The organism is Salmonella sp. SJTUF15581 (assembly GCF_043356775.1).
Lineage (GTDB): Bacteria > Pseudomonadota > Gammaproteobacteria > Enterobacterales > Enterobacteriaceae > Salmonella > Salmonella enterica.
This window is the reverse complement of record NZ_JBEUJY010000002.1, coordinates 154110-174400: the sequence shown is the minus strand read 5'-3', so window position 1 is coordinate 174400 and position 20291 is coordinate 154110. Positions and strand designations below refer to the sequence as shown.

Sequence of the window (20291 nt, the reverse complement as noted above, 5' to 3'; positions counted from 1 at the left end):
TATGTGGGTGAGAGAAGAACAAGTGTTCCCCGCGCCAGCGGGGATAAACCGCCCGCATCAACGATTTGTTGACACATCCAGAGGTGTTCCCCGCGCCAGCGGGGATAAACCGCGCAATTAACTCACACTATTGCGCTGATATACGTGTTCCCCGCGCCAGCGGGGATAAACCGCGCTTCATCGACAGCGTGTTGTCGCGGTGCTTGTGTTCCCCGCGCCAGCGGGGATAAACCGGTGGGATGGAAAAAATGGGAGCCAGTTTTAAAGTGTTCCCCGCGCCAGCGGGGATAAACCGTATGCCACGAAAGCGGCGCGTTTCTAGCGGAGGTGTTCCCCGCGCCAGCGGGGATAAACCGGTAGCCTTCAGACACTTTAGCCAGGTTCCCTAGTGTTCCCCGCGCCAGCGGGGATAAACCGAGCGAAAAAAAAGACGACGAACTCGTCACAACGTGTTCCCCGCGCCAGCGGGGATAAACCGGCTGATATCCGCCTGATTGGTGATCTGCGTCGGTGTTCCCCGCGCCAGCGGGGATAAACCGCTGGCGCAGGTTCGCCTTTCGGGCCTTTGAGTGTGTTCCCCGCGCCAGCGGGGATAAACCGAATAAACGTCTTTTGCTAGGTAGCATTCTATTGTGTTCCCCGCGCCAGCGGGGATAAACCGCGCGCCACCGAGCTATTCGGGCCGCTCGGTTCGTGTTCCCCGCGCCAGCGGGGATAAACCGGGATTTTATGACGACTGGCCGAAATCGTACAAGTGTTCCCCGCGCCAGCGGGGATAAACCGAAAAAATACTCTCCAAAATGAGTCAGTCCGAGGTGTTCCCCGCGCCAGCGGGGATAAACCGAATCCACATCCTGTTTAGCTCCATATAGCCCCGTGTTCCCCGCGCCAGCGGGGATAAACCGCCGAATTTCTCCGCGAACGCCCACCAGTCGCGGTGTTCCCCGCGCCAGCGGGGATAAACCGAGTTCGCCAGCGGTGCCCGCGATCTGGAGCTGGTGTTCCCCGCGCCAGCGGGGATAAACCGTCGTTTTTTTTATCGGTGTGGTTCGGTCGTAAGTGTTCCCCGCGCCAGCGGGGATAAACCTGGCGCAACGTTCCCTGAGTCCCGGTTAATAGAGTGTTCCCCGCGCCAGCGGGGATAAACCGACAGACCAGACAAATAACGTATTTTCTGTTGAGTGTTCCCCGCGCCAGCGGGGATAAACCGGCGGAGATCCGGAGGAGCTATTTCAGGTCATAGTGTTCCCCGCGCCAGCGGGGATAAACCGTGCGGCCACGCCCGCGTAGCAGATAGCCGCCAGTGTTCCCCGCGCCAGCGGGGATAAACCGAATAGCGTTCCTGACGTCTGAATTTCATATCCGTGTTCCCCGCGCCAGCGGGGATAAACCGTCGATATCGAACATTTGATGCGTATTGCGGGGGTGTTCCCCGCGCCAGCGGGGATAAACCGTCGCTTATCTTGAAATCGTCATCGGTCAGACCGTGTTCCCCGCGCCAGCGGGGATAAACCGGATCATCACCCAGGCATTTTCTGGAATATGAAGTGTTCCCCGCGCCAGCGGGGATAAACCGAATCCCGATGATCATGAATATTTCTGGCGCCAGTGTTCCCCGCGCCAGCGGGGATAAACCGAGGGGCGTTCCGCAGTCGGCAAGGGCTGAAAAATGTTCCCCGCGTCAGCGGGGATAAACACGTTTCACCAGCATATCAGGACGTTTTTTCCGCCTTCGCCAGCTCTTTTACCAACGGCAGCATTATCCGCACTACATCGCGGCTACGGCGCTCAATCCGCCCTGGCAGCGCCTTGTCAATATGCTGTTGATTATCAAGCCGTACGTCGTGCCAGCTATTGCCGTTCGGGAAGGATGCATTTTTCACACGTTGCTGGTATCCGTCTTTTTTACCCAGGTTCCAGTTCGTCGCCTCAACAGAAAGCACCGATATTCCCGCTTTATCGAAAACCTCCGCATCATTACAGCAACCCGTTCCTTTGGGGTAGGATGGATTGCGTCCCGGATTGGTGTTGGCGGCGATACCATAACGGCGCGCAATCGCTAATGCCCGATCGCGGGTCAGTGTACGCACCGCTTCAGGCGTATTTTTCCCGCTATTAAAATAGAGCTTGTCGCCAACAATCAGGTTATCGAGATTAATCACCAGCAGCGTATTTTTCTTCTCAGCGTCACTCATTCGTTTGAGTAAATTTTCCGCGCCTAGCTTTCCCTCTTCTTCCCCGCTGGTGGCGATAAAACGAATCCCGTAATGGGTCGGTATATCTTTCAGACGCGCCGCCAGTTCCAGCATAACGCCTAATCCCGCGGCATTATCATCCATTCCCTGTAACGTTAAACCGCCCAGATTGGCATCGACATCAGCGTCGCTCTGCGGAGCGTACGTATCCAGATGCGCCATAATGATGATCTGTTGCGGCACGCGCCCTTCATGGGCGGCGATGACCGTACTGCCCGTCACGTTATGCCAGTTTTTGCGATTATCCTTCGTGGTATAAATAAATCGGCTATTAAACGTTCGAATATCGCTTTGGTATCCCATCTGGGTAAATTGTTGGCGTAAATAATCGGCAGACAACATCTCGGCGGGGGAGCCCGTCATTCTCCCGGGAAAAAAGGTGGCGATATGTCGTGCCTGAGTATTCGCTATTTCACCAGGCCCTGGTGATGCTGCTTGTGCAGGAAGGATAAAGCCTACGCCGAGCGCCAGAATGACGGCAAAGCGGCGCGTTGCGGAAAACATAATGAGTCCTTAAATACAGAACAAAATTTTACGTGGCTAGTATGAAACCGCGATCGTGTTAATACAATTTCATTTGCTCCTAAATGCTGGCAATCCGGTACGTTAAGCATTTTTTGATATTGGTTTTTGGGCCGCGTTATTCCTTTGAGGAACTACTCATTCCAATTCGTCATTTCATTCACTCTCCTGCGCTCCCTATAGTCGTGTAATCGAAATGTTTAGCAAAAAACGGTATTGCAAAGGAACGGTTATGGATCAAAAACGACTCACCCACCTGCGGCAACTGGAGGCGGAAAGTATCCACATTATCCGTGAAGTGGCAGCGGAATTCGCTAATCCGGTCATGCTGTACTCTATTGGTAAAGACTCCAGCGTCATGCTGCATCTGGCGCGTAAGGCGTTTTATCCGGGTACGTTACCGTTCCCGCTATTGCACGTTGATACCGGTTGGAAATTCCGTGAGATGTACGCCTTTCGCGATCGTACCGCCAACGCATACGGCTGCGAATTGCTGGTACATAAAAATCCGGAAGGCGTGGCGATGGGTATCAATCCGTTCGTTCACGGTAGCGCTAAACACACCGACATTATGAAAACCGAAGGGTTAAAGCAGGCGCTGAATAAGTACGGTTTTGATGCCGCGTTCGGCGGCGCACGGCGCGATGAGGAAAAATCCCGCGCGAAAGAACGTATTTACTCCTTTCGTGACCGTTTCCATCGCTGGGACCCGAAAAATCAGCGGCCAGAGTTGTGGCGTAACTATAACGGTCAGATTAATAAAGGCGAAAGTATACGCGTCTTCCCGCTCTCCAACTGGACAGAGCAGGATATCTGGCAATACATCTGGCTGGAAAACATCGACATCGTGCCGCTGTATTTGGCTGCTGAACGCCCGGTTCTGGAACGTGACGGCATGTTGATGATGGTGGATGACGATCGTATCGATCTCCAGCCTGGCGAAGTCATCAAAAAAAGGATGGTGCGCTTCCGTACACTTGGCTGTTGGCCGCTCACCGGGGCGGTGGAATCCCACGCGCAAACGCTGCCGGAAATTATCGAAGAGATGCTGGTTTCTACCACCAGCGAGCGCCAGGGGAGGATGATTGACCGCGATCAGGCGGGGTCGATGGAGCTTAAAAAACGTCAGGGGTATTTCTAAGGAGTCGCCATGAACACCATACTTGCACAACAAATCGCCAATGAAGGCGGCGTCGAAGCCTGGATGATTGCCCAACAACACAAAAGCCTGCTGCGTTTTTTAACCTGTGGCAGCGTTGATGACGGTAAAAGTACGCTGATAGGTCGTTTGCTGCACGATACCCTGCAAATTTACGAAGATCAGCTCTCTTCTCTGCATAATGACAGTAAACGTCATGGCACGCAGGGAGAAAAACTCGATCTGGCGCTGCTGGTAGATGGGCTGCAGGCCGAGCGTGAGCAGGGCATTACTATTGACGTCGCGTACCGCTATTTCTCCACGGAAAAACGAAAATTTATTATCGCCGACACGCCGGGCCATGAACAATATACTCGTAATATGGCGACCGGAGCGTCCACCTGCGATCTGGCGATCCTACTGATCGACGCGCGTAAAGGCGTGCTGGATCAGACGCGTCGTCATAGCTTTATCTCCACTCTGTTGGGGATCAAACACCTGGTGGTGGCAATCAACAAAATGGATCTCGTTGACTACCGCGAAGAGACCTTCGCCCGTATTCGTGAAGATTACCTGACCTTTGCTGAACAGTTGCCGGGCGATCTGGATATTCGCTTTGTCCCGCTTTCGGCGCTGGAAGGGGATAATGTCGCCGCGCAGAGCGCGAATATGCGCTGGTACAGCGGTCCGACGCTGCTGGAAGTCCTGGAAACGGTAGACATACAGCGTGCGATAGACCGTCAGCCGATGCGCTTTCCGGTACAATACGTCAATCGCCCGAATCTTGATTTTCGGGGGTATGCCGGCACTCTGGCGTCTGGTAGCGTCAAAGTCGGAGAGCGCATTAAAGTGCTGCCGTCTGGCGTGGAATCCAGCGTGGCGCGTATCGTCACTTTTGATGGCGATAAAGAAGAAGCCTGTGCGGGCGAAGCCATTACCCTGGTACTCAACGACGACATTGATATTAGCCGCGGCGATCTGCTGCTGGCGGCAAACGAGACGCTGGCACCTGCGCGGCACGCCGCGATCGACGTGGTATGGATGGCGGAACAGCCGCTGGCGCCGGGCCAAAGCTACGACGTTAAACTCGCGGGTAAGAAAACCCGCGCGCGTATCGAGGCTATTCGCTATCAGATTGATATCAACAATCTGACCCAACGAGACGTCGAGAGCCTGCCGTTAAACGGTATTGGTCTGGTAGAGATGACATTCGATGAGCCGCTCGCGCTGGATATTTATCAGCAAAATCCGGTGACGGGCGGACTGATTTTTATCGACCGGCTTTCTAACGTTACCGTGGGCGCTGGCATGGTGCGGGAACTGGACGAACGCGGAGCGACGCCGCCCGTGGAATACAGTGCGTTTGAGCTGGAGCTGAATGCGCTGGTACGCCGTCATTTTCCGCACTGGGACGCCCGAGATTTGCTGGGAGATAAACATGGCGCTGCATGATGAGAACGTGGTCTGGCACTCTCATCCCGTTACTGTCGCCGCCCGTGAACAGCTCCACGGCCACCGTGGCGTGGTGCTGTGGTTTACCGGACTCTCCGGTTCGGGAAAATCAACGGTGGCCGGCGCGCTGGAAGAGGCGTTACATCAGCGTGGCGTCAGTACCTACCTGTTGGATGGCGATAATGTGCGCCACGGTTTGTGCCGTGATTTAGGCTTTAGCGATGCCGATCGCCAGGAGAATATCCGGCGGGTAGGCGAAGTGGCCAGCCTGATGGCGGACGCCGGCCTGATTGTTTTGACGGCATTTATTTCTCCGCACCGCGCCGAGCGGCAACTGGTAAAAGAGCGCGTCGGCCACGATCGTTTTATCGAGATTTATGTCAATACGCCGCTGGCTATCTGTGAACAGCGCGATCCTAAAGGGTTGTATAAAAAAGCGCGTGCGGGCGAGTTGCGTAACTTTACCGGCATCGACGCCATTTACGAAGCGCCTGACTCGCCACAGGTTCATCTTAATGGTGAACAATTAGTAACAAATTTGGTTTCCCAATTATTAGACCTGCTGAGACGGCGCGATATTATCAGATCCTGAGACACCACCGGGCTTGTATGCCCGGTATGGTCAAGGTTACAGGATTTAATATGCGTAATAGCCATAACATTACTTTCACAAGGTCAGACGCCTTCATGGTCGACGATGACGCCACCAGTGCATTTCCGGGGGCGGTGGTCGGCTTTGTGTCATGGCTGCTGGCGTTGGGGATCCCTTTTCTGCTTTATGGCCCTAACACGCTGTTTTTTTTCCTCTATACCTGGCCCTTTTTCCTCGCGTTAATGCCGGTATCGGTGATTATCGGCATTGCGTTGCATCTGTTGGTAAAGGGCAAAATACTTTTTAGCATCATGTTTACTCTACTGGCCGTAGGCGCGCTGTTCGGCGCGTTATTCATATGGCTATTAGGGTAGACGGGTTATCACTGCGCCTCCGGTCATAATTCAAACCGTAACCAACAATGAGATTATGTTCTCCTTACTCGGGTATACGTAACATCCGGCAAATGTGGTACATTTGCCGGCGTTGTCGCGGCAATCCCGTCCTTAATGTGGAGTCACAGAGGACGTTATGGGATGATGATGCCGTTTTTCAGGGGGCAGGATGGGTAAACTAACGCTGCTGTTGCTGGCTTTACTGGTCTGGCTACAGTACTCGCTGTGGTTCGGTAAGAACGGCATACATGACTATAGCCGCGTCAACGATGATGTGGTCGCGCAGCAGGCGACAAACGCCAAACTTAAAGCGCGTAACGATCAGCTTTTTGCCGAAATTGACGATCTCAATGGCGGCCAGGAAGCGATTGAGGAGCGCGCGCGCAACGAACTTAGCATGACCAAACCGGGCGAAACCTTCTATCGTCTGGTGCCTGACGCCTCAAAACGCGCGGCAACGGCGGGGCAAACTCATCGATAAACCATCCAGGGATTTAACATGGCAGCCACTTTATTGGACGTTTGCGCCGTGGTGCCGGCTGCCGGATTTGGCCGCCGAATGCAAACAGAATGTCCTAAGCAGTATCTCTCAATCGGTAATAAAACCATTCTGGAGCACTCAGTTCATGCGCTGCTGGCGCATCCTCGGGTGACACGCGTTGTTATTGCTATCAGCCCTGGCGATCATCGCTTTGCCCAACTTCCGCTGGCGAATCATCCGCAAATCACCGTTGTGGATGGCGGCAACGAACGCGCTGATTCCGTTTTGGCCGGGTTACAGGCCGTTGCAAAGGCGCAGTGGGTGCTGGTGCACGACGCGGCAAGACCCTGTTTGCATCAGGATGACCTTGCGCGGTTGCTGACCATCAGCGAAAACAGCCGGGTCGGCGGTATCCTCGCCAGTCCGGTGCGCGACACCATGAAACGCGGCGAACCGGGGAAGAACGCTATTGCCCATACCGTAGAGCGCGCCGATTTATGGCACGCGCTCACCCCGCAGTTTTTCCCCCGCGAACTCTTGCACGATTGTCTGACGCGTGCGCTGAATGAAGGCGCGACCATCACCGACGAAGCGTCAGCGCTGGAATATTGTGGTTTTCATCCGGCGCTGGTAGAAGGTCGCGCGGATAACATCAAGGTCACCCGTCCGGAAGATCTGGCGCTGGCGGAATTTTATCTGACCCGAACCATCCACCAGGAGAAAGCATAATGCGAATTGGACACGGTTTTGACGTACACGCGTTTGGCGGAGAAGGGCCGATTATTATTGGCGGCGTGCGTATCCCTTATGAAAAAGGGCTATTGGCGCATTCCGATGGCGATGTGGCGTTACATGCGCTGACCGATGCGCTGCTGGGTGCGGCGGCGCTTGGCGATATCGGCAAGCTCTTCCCGGATACCGATCCGGCATTTAAGGGAGCGGATAGCCGCGAACTACTGCGTGAAGCCTGGCGTCGTATTCAGGCGAAGGGGTACACCCTCGGCAACGTAGATGTCACCATTATTGCGCAGGCGCCGAAAATGCTGCCGCATATTCCGCAAATGCGCGTCTTTATCGCCGAAGATCTCGGCTGCCATATGGATGAGGTTAACGTGAAGGCGACGACGACGGAAAAGCTCGGATTTACCGGACGCGGAGAAGGCATTGCCTGCGAAGCGGTCGCGCTGCTGATGAAGGCGGCGAAATGACAGAGTTTGACAATCTCACCTGGCTGCACGGAAAACCACAAGGTAGCGGATTGCTGAAAGCGAATCCGGAAGATTTTGTGGTGGTTGAAGATTTAGGCTTTACGCCGGATGGTGAAGGCGAGCACATTCTGCTGCGTATTTTGAAAAACGGTTGCAATACCCGTTTTGTCGCTGACGCGCTGGCGAAATTCCTGAAAATTCACACTCGCGAAGTGAGCTTTGCCGGGCAAAAAGATAAACACGCCGTTACCGAGCAGTGGCTGTGCGCGCGCGTGCCGGGGAAAGAGATGCCCGATTTCAGCGCCTTTCAGCTGGAAGGTTGTAAAGTGCTGGAATACGCGCGTCACAAGCGTAAGCTGCGTTTAGGCGCGCTGAAAGGCAATGCCTTTACGCTGGTGTTGCGTGAAATAAGCGATCGCCGCGATGTCGAAACACGATTGCAGGCGATTCGCGATGGCGGCGTGCCGAACTATTTCGGCGCACAGCGATTCGGCATTGGCGGCAGCAACTTGCAGGGCGCGCTGCGCTGGGCGCAAAGTAACGCGCCGGTGCGCGATCGCAATAAACGCAGTTTTTGGTTGTCGGCGGCACGTAGCGCGTTGTTTAATCAAATTGTTCACCAGCGGCTGAAGAAACCAGACTTTAATCAAGTTGTTGACGGCGATGCGCTACAATTAGCGGGGCGTGGAAGCTGGTTCGTCGCGACATCTGAAGAACTGCCTGAATTGCAGCGCCGGGTAGACGAAAAAGAGCTGATGATTACAGCGTCGTTACCGGGCAGCGGAGAGTGGGGAACACAGCGTGCGGCGCTGGCGTTTGAGCAAGATGCCATTGCCCAGGAAACGGTGTTGCAATCGCTGTTGCTGCGCGAAAAAGTAGAAGCGTCGCGCAGAGCGATGCTGCTTTATCCGCAACAATTAAGCTGGAACTGGTGGGATGACGTTACCGTCGAGTTACGTTTCTGGCTGCCCGCAGGCAGTTTTGCCACCAGCGTAGTAAGGGAACTGATCAACACAATGGGTGATTATGCGCATATTGCTGAGTAACGATGACGGGGTTCACGCGCCCGGTATACAAACGCTGGCGAAAGCGCTGCGTGAGTTTGCTGATGTACAGGTCGTAGCCCCGGATCGTAACCGCAGCGGCGCGTCTAATTCCCTCACGCTGGAATCTTCGCTTCGTACTTTTACCTTTGATAATGGCGATATCGCCGTACAGATGGGGACGCCGACCGATTGCGTCTATCTGGGCGTTAATGCCTTAATGCGTCCGCGTCCGGATATTGTCGTTTCCGGTATTAACGCGGGTCCGAATCTGGGCGATGATGTGATCTATTCCGGTACTGTCGCCGCGGCGATGGAAGGTCGTCATCTCGGCTTTCCGGCATTAGCGGTCTCCCTTAACGGCTATCAGCATTATGATACGGCTGCAGCCGTGACTTGCGCGCTTTTGCGAGGGTTAAGCCGGGAGCCGTTGCGTACCGGGCGTATTCTCAACGTGAATGTCCCGGATCTACCGTTAGCGCAGGTTAAAGGCATCCGCGTGACTCGCTGTGGTAGCCGCCATCCAGCGGATAAAGTAATCCCGCAGGAAGATCCGCGCGGTAATACATTGTACTGGATTGGCCCGCCGGGCGATAAATACGATGCCGGGCCGGATACCGATTTCGCGGCGGTGGATGAAGGCTACGTCTCCGTCACGCCGTTGCATGTGGATTTAACCGCGCACAGCGCGCATGATGTGGTTTCAGACTGGTTAGACAGCGTGGGAGTTGGCACGCAATGGTAAGTGGACGTGTACAGGCTCTTCTTGAACAATTGCGCGCGCAGGGCATCAGAGATGAGCAGGTGCTTAATGCGCTTGCCGCAGTGCCGCGCGAGAAATTTATTGATGAAGCGTTTGAACATAAGGCCTGGGAAAATATCGCTTTGCCGATAGGCCAGGGTCAGACGATTTCGCAGCCCTATATGGTGGCGCGAATGACGGAACTGCTCGAACTGACGCCGCAATCCAGGGTGTTGGAAATTGGCACTGGTTCCGGCTATCAGACGGCGATTCTGGCGCATCTGGTACATCACGTTTGCTCCGTTGAGCGGATTAAGGGGCTGCAATGGCAGGCGCGCCGCCGCCTGAAGCAGCTCGATTTACATAATGTTTCTACCCGTCATGGCGATGGCTGGCAAGGCTGGCAGGCGCGTGCGCCGTTTGACGCTATCATTGTGACGGCCGCGCCGCCGGAAATTCCTACCGCGCTCATGGCACAGTTGGATGAAGGCGGCATTCTTGTTCTGCCTGTGGGCGATGAGCAGCAGTTTTTGAAACGCGTGCGTCGCCGGGGCGGCGAATTTATTATCGATACCGTGGAGGCCGTTCGCTTCGTCCCGTTAGTCAAGGGAGAGCTGGCCTAGTTTGCTCTGCAAACACCCACTCTTACGCCTGATGAAGCCGAAACGAATACCTGGAGTTTTCCTGGTTATTCCCGGTGGGTTAAGCGTATCGTGAACACATTTTCCCGTGTTCACTTAATGCGTTGCACGGTTCTTACGTCACTGGTTGTTAACCAAATTTTTTCCTGGGGGATAAATGAGCGCGGGAAGCCCAAAATTCACCGTTAGTCGCATTGCGGCACTATCACTGGTTTCACTATGGCTGGCAGGTTGTACCAGTTCGTCAAACCCTCCGGCGCCGGTCACGTCTGTGGACAGTGGTTCGTCATCAAATACCAATTCCGGGATGTTGATCACACCGCCGCCAAAAATGGGCGCGACGCCGCAACAAACGCCGCAACAAGCGCCGCAAATTCAACCCGTTCAGCGTCCTGTAACGCAGCCCATGCAAACTCAACCGGTCACGGAACAACCCGTGCAGATGGAAAATGGGCGAATCGTATACAATCGCCAGTATGGGAATATTCCGAAAGGTAGCTATACGGGTGGCAGTACTTACACCGTGAAAAAGGGTGATACGCTTTTTTACATCGCCTGGATTACCGGGAACGATTTCCGCGATCTGGCCCAGAGAAACAGTATTTCTGCCCCGTATAGCCTGAATGTAGGGCAAACTTTGCAAGTTGGTAACGCATCCGGCACGCCAATTACTGGCGGAAATGCGATCACCCAGGCGGATGCAGCACAGCAAGGAGTTGTGACCAGGTCTGCACAAAATTCCACCGTTGCAGTTGCGTCTCAACCAACAATTACGTATTCTGAGGGCTCAGGTGAACAAAGTGCTAACAAAATGTTGCCAAACAACAAGCCTGCTGGGACGGTTGTCACAGGGCCTGTAACGGCACCAACGGTAAGCACGACCGAACCAAATGCAAGCAGTACGTCAACCAGCGCGCCGATTTCCGCATGGCGCTGGCCGACGGATGGCAAAGTGATCGAAAACTTTGGCGCTTCCGAAGGGGGCAATAAAGGGATCGACATTGCAGGCAGTAAGGGACAGGCTATCGTCGCAACCGCTGATGGGCGCGTCGTATATGCCGGTAACGCACTGCGTGGTTACGGTAATCTTATTATCATCAAACATAACGATGATTACCTGAGTGCCTACGCCCATAATGATACGATGCTGGTCCGGGAACAACAGGAAGTTAAGGCGGGGCAAAAAATCGCTACTATGGGTAGCACCGGCACCAGCTCTACACGCTTGCATTTTGAAATTCGTTACAAGGGGAAATCCGTAAACCCGCTGCGTTATTTACCGCAGCGATAAAGCGGCGGAACCAGGCTTTGACTTGCTAGTTCCGTCAAGGGATCACGGGTAGGAGCCACCTTATGAGTCAGAATACGCTGAAAGTTCATGATTTAAATGAAGACGCGGAATTTGATGAGAACGGAGTAGAGGCTTTTGACGAAAAAGCCTTGAGTGAAGAGGAACCCAGTGATAACGACCTGGCTGAAGAAGAGCTGTTATCGCAAGGGGCCACACAGCGTGTGTTGGACGCGACTCAGCTTTACCTTGGTGAGATTGGGTATTCACCACTGTTAACAGCCGAAGAAGAAGTCTATTTTGCGCGTCGCGCACTGCGTGGAGATGTCGCTTCTCGCCGTCGCATGATTGAGAGTAACCTGCGTCTGGTGGTAAAAATTGCCCGCCGTTATGGCAATCGTGGACTGGCGTTGCTGGACCTGATTGAAGAGGGCAACCTGGGGCTTATCCGTGCAGTCGAGAAGTTTGACCCGGAACGCGGGTTCCGCTTCTCAACATACGCAACCTGGTGGATTCGCCAGACAATCGAACGGGCGATTATGAACCAAACCCGTACGATTCGCTTGCCGATTCACATTGTTAAAGAGCTGAACGTATACCTGCGCACCGCACGTGAGTTGTCGCATAAACTGGACCACGAACCGAGTGCGGAAGAAATTGCAGAGCAACTGGATAAACCGGTTGATGACGTCAGCCGTATGCTTCGTCTCAACGAGCGCATTACCTCGGTAGACACCCCGCTGGGCGGTGATTCCGAAAAAGCGTTGCTGGACATCCTGGCCGATGAAAAAGAGAACGGTCCGGAAGACACCACGCAAGATGACGATATGAAACAGAGCATCGTCAAATGGTTGTTCGAACTGAACGCCAAACAGCGTGAAGTGCTGGCGCGCCGTTTCGGTCTGCTGGGATATGAAGCTGCGACACTGGAAGATGTAGGCCGTGAAATCGGTCTTACGCGTGAACGTGTTCGTCAGATTCAGGTTGAAGGCCTGCGCCGTCTGCGCGAAATTCTGCAGACGCAGGGGCTGAATATCGAAGCGCTGTTCCGCGAGTAAGTACCCTTGTCAAAAAAAGGCCAGTCGACAGACTGGCCTTTTTTTTTACCGTTTGTCTTCTGCCAGCAGCGGCGGGATACTCGGCACCATTGGCGCGTCATCAATATCTTTTTGCGTCATGCGAAACGCTTGTGGATAGTGTTCGCGGCTGGTACGGCGTAACGGTTCGGTATCGCGCCAGGTATACAGACAATGCTGACACTGATATACCGTCCAGACTCCTTTTACCGGCGAAGTCGCCATGAGTTCAATATGTGCATCGGCACAGCGTGGACAAATCATCGGTTGCTCCTTATTTACGGTTGGCCAGCATGGCGGTCAGCTTTTCAGCCCAGGCTTTAGTTTCCGGTAAATCAACAACCGGCTGGCTATAGTGACCACGGTTATCTGGCGCAACCGGCGTGGTGGCGTCAATGATCAGCTTGTCGGTAATCCCCGCCGGGCTTGAGCCCGGATCCAGTTCCAGGACGGACATATTCGGTAGCTGTACCAGATCGCCTGCCGGATTCACTTTCGACGACAACGCCCACATCACCTGTGGCAGATTGAATGGATCGACATCTTCATCGACCATGATCACCATCTTCACATATCCCAGACCATGCGGCGTCGTCATCGCTCGCAGGCCCACCGCGCGGGCAAAGCCGCCGTAGCGTTTTTTGGTCGAGATGATGGCCAGCAGGCCGTGGGTGTACATGGCGTTTACCGCCTGCACTTCCGGAAATTCGGCTTTCAGCTGTTGATACAGTGGCACGCAGGTCGCCGGCCCCATCAGGTAGTCGATTTCCGTCCACGGCATCCCCAAATAGAGCGATTCAAAAATGGGTTTGCTGCGGTAAGAGACCTTATCGATACGCACCACGGTCATGTTGCGACCGCCGGAATAGTGGCCGGTAAATTCGCCGAACGGTCCTTCAATTTCACGTTTACGGCTTTCGATGACCCCTTCAAGAATGACTTCAGATCCCCACGGCACATCAAAACCGGTCAACGGCGCGGTGGCGATAGGATAGGGGCTTTCACGCAGCGCGCCTGCCATTTCATACTCTGACTGATCGTATTTCAGCGGCGTTGCGCCCATCAGGGTAATGATCGGATCGTTACCCAGCGTGATCGCAATCGGCAGATCTTCCCCACGCTCTTCGGCTTTGTGCAGGTGCAATGCGATATCATGCATCGGCACTGGTTGCAGACCCAGCTTACGCTTGCCTTTAACTTCCATACGGTAGATGCCGACATTCTGCTTGCCGAAGTTATCGGGATCGAGCGGATCGCGTGATACCACACAGGCTTTATCCAGATAGAATCCACCGTCGCCGTCGTTCAGACGAAACAGCGGCAGGATATCAAACAGGTTGATCGCGTCGCCGTCGACGGTATTTTCCGCCCAGCCCGGATTCGCCCGTCGTTCCGGCGCTACCGGAAAATTGTCCCAGCGGCGAATAAATTCATCGATCTGTTTTTTAACCGGCGTGTTAGGCGGCAAACCCAGTGAGATGGCATGGTTCTGCCAGGAACCGATGGTATTCATCGCCACGCGGGCGTCGGTAAAACCACGAATATTGTCAAACCACAGCGCGGGCGCGCCATCGCCGATGCGTCCCGTTGCGTTGGCAGCGGCGGCGAGATCCGGCTCCGCATTCACTTCCTCGCTGATTTTCAGCAGTTGTCCCTGCTGATCCAGCGCATGTAAAAAACTGCGCAAATCATCAAATGCCATTATCCATTCTCCTGTGAAAAATTTGCTGCCTGTCGCAGTCCTTGCCAGCGACGCGCGCGCGTATGCTCCAGACCAAACTGGTCGAGAACGCGCGCTACGATGTGCTGGATAATATCGTCAACGGTTTGCGGCAGGTTGTAGAACGCGGGCATGGGCGGCACTATCGCCACCCCCATACGAGAAAGCGCAAGCATGTTTTCCAGATGAATCGTGCTGAGCGGCATTTCCCGCGGTACAAGCACCAGCTTGCGACCCTCTTTCAACACGACATCGGCAGCGCGTCCCACCAGCCCCTCGGCATAGCCGGCGCGAACCCCCGCCAGTGTTTTCATACTGCAGGGGATAATAATCATGCCGTCGGTACGAAATGAGCCGGAGGAAATGGTCGCCGCCTGATCGGCCGGGCTATGACAATAATCTGCCAGGGCGGCTACCTCAGCGGGCGTGTAGGGCGTCTCCAGTTCAATAGTGGTTTTCGCCCACTTTGACATTACCAGATGCGTTTCAACATCAGGTATCGCCCGCAATGCCTGGAGTAGCTCGACGCCAAGCGGCGCGCCGGTCGCACCGGTCATCCCCACAATCAATCTCATTTCTTACCTCAAATATCGTTCGTATACGAACATTTTGATCAAAATACGCCCACACGGCCTTTGCGACAAGATCGCTCCCGACGCCTGCGCACGTTTAGCTAAAGCATTCGTCATTAAAAAACCGTGCATAAGTCGTTATGATAGAAAAAGTTAATTTATCCGGAGCGCTCATGGAGTTACGAAACACCGCGTTTCATCTGTTACGCCAACTTTTTCAGCAACATACCGCACGCTGGCAGCATGAACTACCGGAGCTCACCAAACCTCAATATGCGGTGATGCGCGTTATTGCTGAACATCCGGGTATTGAACAGGTCGATCTGACCGAAGCGGCGGTCAGCACTAAAGCGACGCTGGCGGAGATGTTAAGCCGGATGGAAAATCGTGGGCTGGTAAAGCGAGAAAACGATCCGCTGGATAAACGTCGGCGTTTTGTCTATCTCACCGTTCAGGGCCAAACGTTGCTCGCCGCCTCGATACCACTGGGGGATCGCGTTGACGATGAATTTTTGGGGCGACTGAGCGCTGAAGAACGCGAACAGTTTACGCAACTGGTACGCAAGATGATGACGTAAGCGGCTTGCGCCGCTCCGCTATTTTTTGGCCATCAGCAGTGAGATATCCACTTTGGCCAGCGCCCGAATTGCGCTTTCCGGCAGGCCGTCATCGGTGACGATTTGGTTGAATTCCGCCAGCGGTAACGCCAGCCACGTCGCGACCTGGCCGTATTTGGTCGCGTCGCACACCAGAATTTTTTGGCGGCTGGCGCTGGCGACGGCCCGTTTCACCGTGACTTTATCTTCTGCCGGCGTTGAAATACCGCGCACGCTCCAGGACGAGGCGGAAATAAAGGCCTGGTCAATCATCAGCCCGCGCAAAAGCGTCGCCGCGGCTTCACCGACGCACGACCGGTTTTCCCGGCATACCGCCCCGCCAGTGTGAATAATTGTGCAATCGCTGTTGTCCATCAGGTAATCGGCGATAACGAAATCATTCGTCACCACCGTAAGTTTATTCATCGTAACCAGCTGCCTGGCGATCGCCAGCGTGGTCGTACCTGCATCAAGGTAGATACAGCTTTCTGGCTGTACCAGGCTGGCGGCCAGTTTGCCAATCGCCGCTTTCTGCGGCGTCGCCAGTTCGGTTTTGATCTGATGCGAGGGTTCGTGCGCCACGCGAGTCGATGATTGCACGCCGCCAGAGACCTGGATTACCGCGCCTTGCTGCTCCAGTTTTTGTAAATCACGGCGGATAGTCATGTGGGATACATGCATGCGCTCGGTCAGTTCAGCGATACTGACGATGCCTTTCTCCGCCACCATATCAAGAATGATTTGTCGACGCTCAGTAGGTATCAACGTCTGCTCCTTTCTTTAGTCCTGTCGCGATTTTACGCGATTTCTCGTCACAGCGTGTGAAGTTCTATGAGGATTGCCTTCACAAAAAATAACACATTTTGTTATTTTTTGTGAAACAACTCACCGCAATTGTTTACAAAAACGCCTATATTCACATAACAAAACATAATATCACGTAAATTAACATGGAGTGATAATGACAACAGGAACCGATTTTCATGTCGGCATTGTGGGGCTTGGCTCAATGGGAATGGGCGCTGCGCGTTCATGCCTGCGCGCCGGGCTTTCCACATGGGGGGCCGATCTTAACCCGCAAGCGTGCGCGAATCTTCTTGCTGAAGGGGCTTGTGGGGCTGCCGCCAGCGCCAGGGAGTTCGCCGGCGTCGTGGATGCGTTAGTCATTCTGGTCGTCAATGCCGCCCAGGTCAGACAGGTGTTATTCGGTGAGGATGGCGTCGCCCATCTGATGAAACCCGGAAGCGCGGTGATGGTTTCGTCTACGATCTCAAGCGCCGACGCCCAAGAGATCGCCGCGGCGTTGACGGCATTGAATCTTAACATGCTGGATGCGCCGGTTTCCGGCGGCGCGGTAAAAGCGGCGCAGGGCGAAATGACGGTGATGGCCTCCGGGAGCGAGGCGGCGTTTACCCGCCTGAAGCCTGTGCTGGACGCCGTTGCCAGCAACGTTTATCGCATCAGCGATACGCCGGGCGCAGGCTCAACTGTCAAAATCATTCATCAGCTGCTGGCTGGCGTGCATATTGCGGCGGCGGCCGAAGCGATGGCGCTGGCCGCGCGGGCCGGTATTCCTCTGGACGTGATGTATGACGTCGTGACCCATGCCGCCGGAAACTCCTGGATGTTCGAAAACCGTATGCAGCATGTCGTTGACGGCGACTATACCCCGCGTTCGGCCGTCGACATTTTTGTCAAAGATTTGGGGCTGGTTGCCGACACGGCGAAAGCGCTGCGCTTCCCCTTACCGCTGGCCTCTACGGCGTTAAATATGTTCACCAGCGCCAGTAACGCCGGTTATGGCAAAGAGGATGACAGCGCTGTGATCAAAATTTTCTCAGGGATTACTCTGCCTGGCGTCACGCCTGAGGAGCCGTCATGTTAAAAATTGGCGTCATTGCCGACGATTTTACCGGCGCGACTGACATCGCCAGTTTTCTGGTCGAAAACGGGATGCCGACAGTGCAGATCAATGATGTCCCAACCGGGACGCAACCGGAAGGGTGCGACGCGGTGGTTATCAGCCTGAAAACCCGCTCATGCCCGGCGCAAGAGGCGATAAAACAATCGCTGGCGGCGCTGGTATGGCTGAAAAAACAGGGCTGCCAGCAAGTCTATTTCAAATATTGCTCGACTTTCGATAGTACCGCCGAAGGCAATATCGGCCCGGTCACCGATGCGCTGATGGTGGCGCTGGATACCTCATTTACCGTGATTTCTCCCGCGCTGCCGGTTAACGGACGCACGGTTTATCAGGGCTATCTGTTTGTCATGAACCACTTGCTGGCGGAGTCCGGTATGCGCCACCACCCTATCAATCCGATGACCGACAGCTACCTGCCGCGTCTGATGGAAGCGCAGGCGCAAGGGCGCTGCGGCGTTATTCCGGCTCAGACGCTTGATGAAGGCGTTGCCGCGACCCGTGCGGCGCTGTCGCGTTTACAGCAGGAAGGATATCGCTACGCGGTACTTGACGCGCTCAATGAGCGGCACCTGGAAATTCAGGGCGAGGTTTTGCGTGATGCCCTGCTGGTGACCGGCGGTTCCGGGATGGCAATGGGGCTGGCGCGTCAGTGGGCGAAGCACGGCGTTTCTCAGGCCCGTTCCGCAGGCTATCCGCTGAGCGGTCGCGCGGTGGTGCTTTCCGGTTCCTGTTCGCAAATGACGAATCAGCAGGTGGCCTTCTATCGACAACATGCTCCCACACGCGACGTTGATGTGGCGCGCTGCCTGTCATCCGAGACGCGCGAGGCCTACGCTGAAGCGCTGGCGCAGTGGGTGCTCAGTCAGGACAGCGAACTGGCGCCAATGATTAGCGCCACCGCCTCCACGCAGGCGCTGGCCGCCATCCAGCAGCAATATGGCGCTACTGAAGCCAGCCATGCGGTAGAGGCGCTTTTTTCCCTGCTGGCCGCTCGCTTAGCGGAAGGCGGTATCACCCGGTTTATCGTGGCGGGCGGCGAAACTTCGGGCGTGGTGACGCAAAGCCTCGGTATTACCGGTTTTCACATCGGACCGTGCATTTCACCCGGCGTGCCGTGGGTCAACGCGCTCCATGCGCCAGTCTCGCTGGCGCTAAAGTCAGGTAATTTTGGCGATGAATCCTTTTTCATCCGCGCTCAAAGGGAGTTTCAGGTATGACGATACTGGCAAAAGAAGAGCACGCTTTGCGAGAAGAGATGGTCAGGATAGCCGCCTCGTTTTTCCAGCGCGGCTATGCCACCGGCTCGGCAGGCAACCTCTCGCTGTTACTGCCGGACGGCAATATTCTGGCGACGCCCACCGGTTCGTGTCTGGGTAATCTCGACCCGCAGCGGCTATCCAAAGTGGACCCGCAGGGCGAATGGCTCAGCGGCGATAAACCGTCTAAAGAGGTGCGTTTTCATCTGGCGTTGTATCGCAATAACCCTTGCTGCAAGGCCGTGGTACATCTGCACAGCACCTGGTCAACGGCGCTTTCCTGTCTCGAAGGGCTGGACCCGCAAAATGTGATTCGCCCGTTTACCCCCTATGTGGTGATGCGGATGGGAGACATTCCGCTGGTTCCCTACTATCGCCCGGGGGATGACCGAATTGCTCGCGATTTGGCTGCGCTGGCGGCCCGGCATCAGGCCTTTTTACTGGCTAATCATGGGCCGGTCGTGTGCGGGGAGAATTTGCAGGAAGCCGCTAATAATACCGAGGAGCTGGAAGAGACGGCAAAGCTGATTTTTATCCTTGGCGAACGCCCGATTCGTTATTTAACCACCGAAGAAATTGCGCAGTTAAGGAGATAACCCGATGCCGCGTTTTGCCGCCAATTTGTCGATGATGTTTACCGAAGTGCCGTTTATCGAGCGTTTTGCCGCTGCTGCCGCAGCCGGTTTTCAGGCCGTTGAGTTTCTGTTCCCCTACGGCTTTGCCGCCAGCGAGATTAAAGCCCAGCTATCGCGTCATGATCTGACGCTGGCGCTGTTTAATACTTCGGCGGGCGATACCGCGGCGGGCGAGTGGGGACGTGCCGCGCTACCGGGGCGCGAACACGACGCGCGCGCCGATATTGATCTGGCTCTGGAATACGCTCTGGCGCTGGAATGCGAGCAGGTTCACATCATGGCGGGCGTAGTGCCGGATGGCGCTGATGGCGCACGTTATCGCGCCACGTTTATCGATAATTTGCGTTATGCCGCCGACCGGTTTGCCGCCCACGATAAACGTATTTTGATCGAAGCGCTGAGTCCCGGCGTTAAACCCGGCTACCTCTTTTCCAGCCAATATCAGGCGCTGGGCATCGCAGAAGAGGTTGACCGCCCGAATGTATTCATCCAGCTCGACACTTTCCACGCGCAAAAAGTGGATGGCAATTTGAGTCACCTGATTCGCGAGTACGCGGGCCGCTATGCCCATGTACAAATCGCCTCGCTACCGGACAGACATGAACCGGATGATGGCGAGATCAACTACCCGTGGCTGTTCCGGCTGTTCGATGACGTAGGTTATCGCGGCTGGATAGGCTGCGAATACCAACCACGGAATACCACTCAGGACGGGCTTGGCTGGTTTAACGCCTGGCGCTAACCCTGAACTACCC

At 55.0% G+C, this 20291-nt stretch carries 23 protein-coding genes and 1 CRISPR repeat array (1 of these 24 only partly in view); of the genes, 17 read left to right on the top strand and 6 right to left on the bottom strand.

The genetic code is table 11. From position 1 onward, the window contains the following. Nucleotides 1–1698: a CRISPR direct-repeat array (repeat unit 29 nt; unit sequence GTGTTCCCCGCGCCAGCGGGGATAAACCG); it reaches 222 nt to the left of the window's first position. Nucleotides 1699–1712: 14 nt separating this feature from the next. Beyond that, complete coding sequence (locus ABVN36_RS04365) at nt 1713–2759, bottom strand: aminopeptidase (RefSeq protein WP_000490481.1); 1047 nt, start codon at nt 2757–2759, stop codon at nt 1713–1715. 250 nt (nt 2760–3009) lie between these two features. On the opposite strand from ABVN36_RS04365, the gene cysD reads away from it, so the two are divergent. The 10 genes from cysD (at nt 3010) to ABVN36_RS04315 (ending at nt 10451) form a co-directional block, all read left to right on the top strand. Then, nucleotides 3010–3918 carry a sulfate adenylyltransferase subunit CysD gene (cysD, locus tag ABVN36_RS04360; protein WP_000372384.1) on the top strand — a complete coding sequence of 303 codons (909 nt, stop codon included), beginning with the start codon at nt 3010–3012 and terminating at the stop codon, nt 3916–3918. Nucleotides 3919–3927: 9 nt separating this feature from the next. Then, nucleotides 3928–5367 carry a sulfate adenylyltransferase subunit CysN gene (gene cysN / locus ABVN36_RS04355; protein WP_023137841.1) on the top strand — a complete coding sequence of 480 codons (1440 nt, stop codon included), beginning with the start codon at nt 3928–3930 and terminating at the stop codon, nt 5365–5367. Next, on the top strand, nt 5354–5959 hold the full coding sequence (gene cysC, locus ABVN36_RS04350; RefSeq protein WP_001173663.1) for an adenylyl-sulfate kinase: 606 nt from the start codon (nt 5354–5356) through the stop codon (nt 5957–5959). The genes cysN and cysC overlap by 14 nt, the downstream gene beginning before the upstream one ends. Before the next feature lie 50 nt (nt 5960–6009). Further along, on the top strand, nt 6010–6333 hold the full coding sequence (locus tag ABVN36_RS04345; protein ID WP_001537530.1) for a DUF3561 family protein: 324 nt from the start codon (nt 6010–6012) through the stop codon (nt 6331–6333). Between the two features lie 190 nt (nt 6334–6523). After that, nucleotides 6524–6835 (top strand): cell division protein FtsB, encoded by a 312-nt coding sequence (ftsB, locus tag ABVN36_RS04340; protein WP_000517480.1) that lies wholly within the window; start codon nt 6524–6526, stop codon nt 6833–6835. An 18-nt stretch (nt 6836–6853) separates the two neighbouring features. Next, a complete protein-coding gene (gene ispD, locus ABVN36_RS04335) occupies nt 6854–7564 on the top strand; it encodes a 2-C-methyl-D-erythritol 4-phosphate cytidylyltransferase (RefSeq protein WP_000741653.1) in 711 nt (236 codons plus the stop codon). Next, on the top strand, nt 7564–8043 hold the full coding sequence (ispF, locus tag ABVN36_RS04330; protein ID WP_001219245.1) for a 2-C-methyl-D-erythritol 2,4-cyclodiphosphate synthase: 480 nt from the start codon (nt 7564–7566) through the stop codon (nt 8041–8043). Before ispD ends, ispF begins: the two co-directional genes overlap by 1 nt. Further along, the gene (gene truD, locus ABVN36_RS04325; RefSeq protein WP_020899156.1) at nt 8040–9089 is read left to right on the top strand and encodes a tRNA pseudouridine(13) synthase TruD; all 1050 of its coding nucleotides are present in this window, start codon (nt 8040–8042) and stop codon (nt 9087–9089) included. The genes ispF and truD overlap by 4 nt, the downstream gene beginning before the upstream one ends. Further along, a complete protein-coding gene (surE, locus tag ABVN36_RS04320; protein ID WP_001221538.1) occupies nt 9070–9831 on the top strand; it encodes a 5'/3'-nucleotidase SurE in 762 nt (253 codons plus the stop codon). Before truD ends, surE begins: the two co-directional genes overlap by 20 nt. Further along, nucleotides 9825–10451: a protein-L-isoaspartate(D-aspartate) O-methyltransferase gene (locus ABVN36_RS04315; RefSeq protein ID WP_000253545.1), complete on the top strand. Its 627-nt coding sequence runs from the start codon at nt 9825–9827 to the stop codon at nt 10449–10451. The genes surE and ABVN36_RS04315 overlap by 7 nt, the downstream gene beginning before the upstream one ends. A 138-nt stretch (nt 10452–10589) precedes the next feature. Here the strand turns inward: ABVN36_RS04315 and ABVN36_RS04310 are convergent, their stop codons facing one another. Further along, entirely contained in the window at nt 10590–10748 is a 159-nt protein-coding gene (locus tag ABVN36_RS04310) for a peptidase (RefSeq protein WP_223148970.1), read from the bottom strand. Here ABVN36_RS04310 and nlpD point away from each other — a divergent pair. Together nlpD and rpoS are read left to right on the top strand one after the other, a co-directional pair. Beyond that, nucleotides 10678–11760, top strand: coding sequence for a murein hydrolase activator NlpD (nlpD, locus tag ABVN36_RS04305; protein ID WP_226985738.1), 1083 nt, complete (start codon nt 10678–10680; stop codon nt 11758–11760). The genes ABVN36_RS04310 and nlpD overlap by 71 nt on opposite strands. A gap of 62 nt (nt 11761–11822) precedes the next feature. After that, entirely contained in the window at nt 11823–12815 is a 993-nt protein-coding gene (gene rpoS / locus ABVN36_RS04300) for an RNA polymerase sigma factor RpoS (protein WP_000081498.1), read from the top strand. A gap of 45 nt (nt 12816–12860) precedes the next feature. Here the strand turns inward: rpoS and ABVN36_RS04295 are convergent, their stop codons facing one another. Genes ABVN36_RS04295 through ABVN36_RS04285 form a run of 3 tightly spaced genes read right to left on the bottom strand, consistent with a single transcriptional unit; the run spans nt 12861 to nt 15128 of the window. Then, entirely contained in the window at nt 12861–13097 is a 237-nt protein-coding gene (locus tag ABVN36_RS04295) for a non-oxidative hydroxyarylic acid decarboxylases subunit D (protein WP_000562964.1), read from the bottom strand. 10 nt (nt 13098–13107) lie between these two features. Beyond that, complete coding sequence (locus ABVN36_RS04290; RefSeq protein WP_000863168.1) at nt 13108–14535, bottom strand: non-oxidative hydroxyarylic acid decarboxylases subunit C; 1428 nt, start codon at nt 14533–14535, stop codon at nt 13108–13110. Further along, nucleotides 14535–15128 carry a non-oxidative hydroxyarylic acid decarboxylases subunit B gene (locus ABVN36_RS04285; protein ID WP_001237180.1) on the bottom strand — a complete coding sequence of 198 codons (594 nt, stop codon included), beginning with the start codon at nt 15126–15128 and terminating at the stop codon, nt 14535–14537. Before ABVN36_RS04285 ends, ABVN36_RS04290 begins: the two co-directional genes overlap by 1 nt. Before the next feature lie 170 nt (nt 15129–15298). On the opposite strand from ABVN36_RS04285, the gene ABVN36_RS04280 reads away from it, so the two are divergent. Next, entirely contained in the window at nt 15299–15703 is a 405-nt protein-coding gene (locus ABVN36_RS04280) for a MarR family winged helix-turn-helix transcriptional regulator (RefSeq protein WP_000423343.1), read from the top strand. 18 nt (nt 15704–15721) lie between these two features. On the opposite strand, the gene ygbI is transcribed toward ABVN36_RS04280, so the two are convergent. Next, nucleotides 15722–16486, bottom strand: coding sequence for a DNA-binding transcriptional repressor YgbI (gene ygbI / locus ABVN36_RS04275; protein WP_000613178.1), 765 nt, complete (start codon nt 16484–16486; stop codon nt 15722–15724). A gap of 196 nt (nt 16487–16682) precedes the next feature. Between ygbI and ltnD the strand changes: the two genes are divergently transcribed. From ltnD to ABVN36_RS04255, 4 genes are read left to right on the top strand one after another with little or no spacing between them, the layout of a single operon-like run. Next, nucleotides 16683–17606 (top strand): L-threonate dehydrogenase, encoded by a 924-nt coding sequence (gene ltnD, locus ABVN36_RS04270; protein ID WP_000206958.1) that lies wholly within the window; start codon nt 16683–16685, stop codon nt 17604–17606. Next, complete coding sequence (otnK, locus tag ABVN36_RS04265) at nt 17600–18862, top strand: 3-oxo-tetronate kinase (protein WP_001534269.1); 1263 nt, start codon at nt 17600–17602, stop codon at nt 18860–18862. The genes ltnD and otnK overlap by 7 nt, the downstream gene beginning before the upstream one ends. After that, nucleotides 18859–19497: an aldolase gene (locus ABVN36_RS04260; protein ID WP_000153636.1), complete on the top strand. Its 639-nt coding sequence runs from the start codon at nt 18859–18861 to the stop codon at nt 19495–19497. The genes otnK and ABVN36_RS04260 overlap by 4 nt, the downstream gene beginning before the upstream one ends. Nucleotides 19498–19501: 4 nt before the next feature. Further along, nucleotides 19502–20278 (top strand): HPr family phosphocarrier protein, encoded by a 777-nt coding sequence (locus ABVN36_RS04255; RefSeq protein ID WP_023137843.1) that lies wholly within the window; start codon nt 19502–19504, stop codon nt 20276–20278. Nucleotides 20279–20291: the final 13 nt, after the last annotated feature.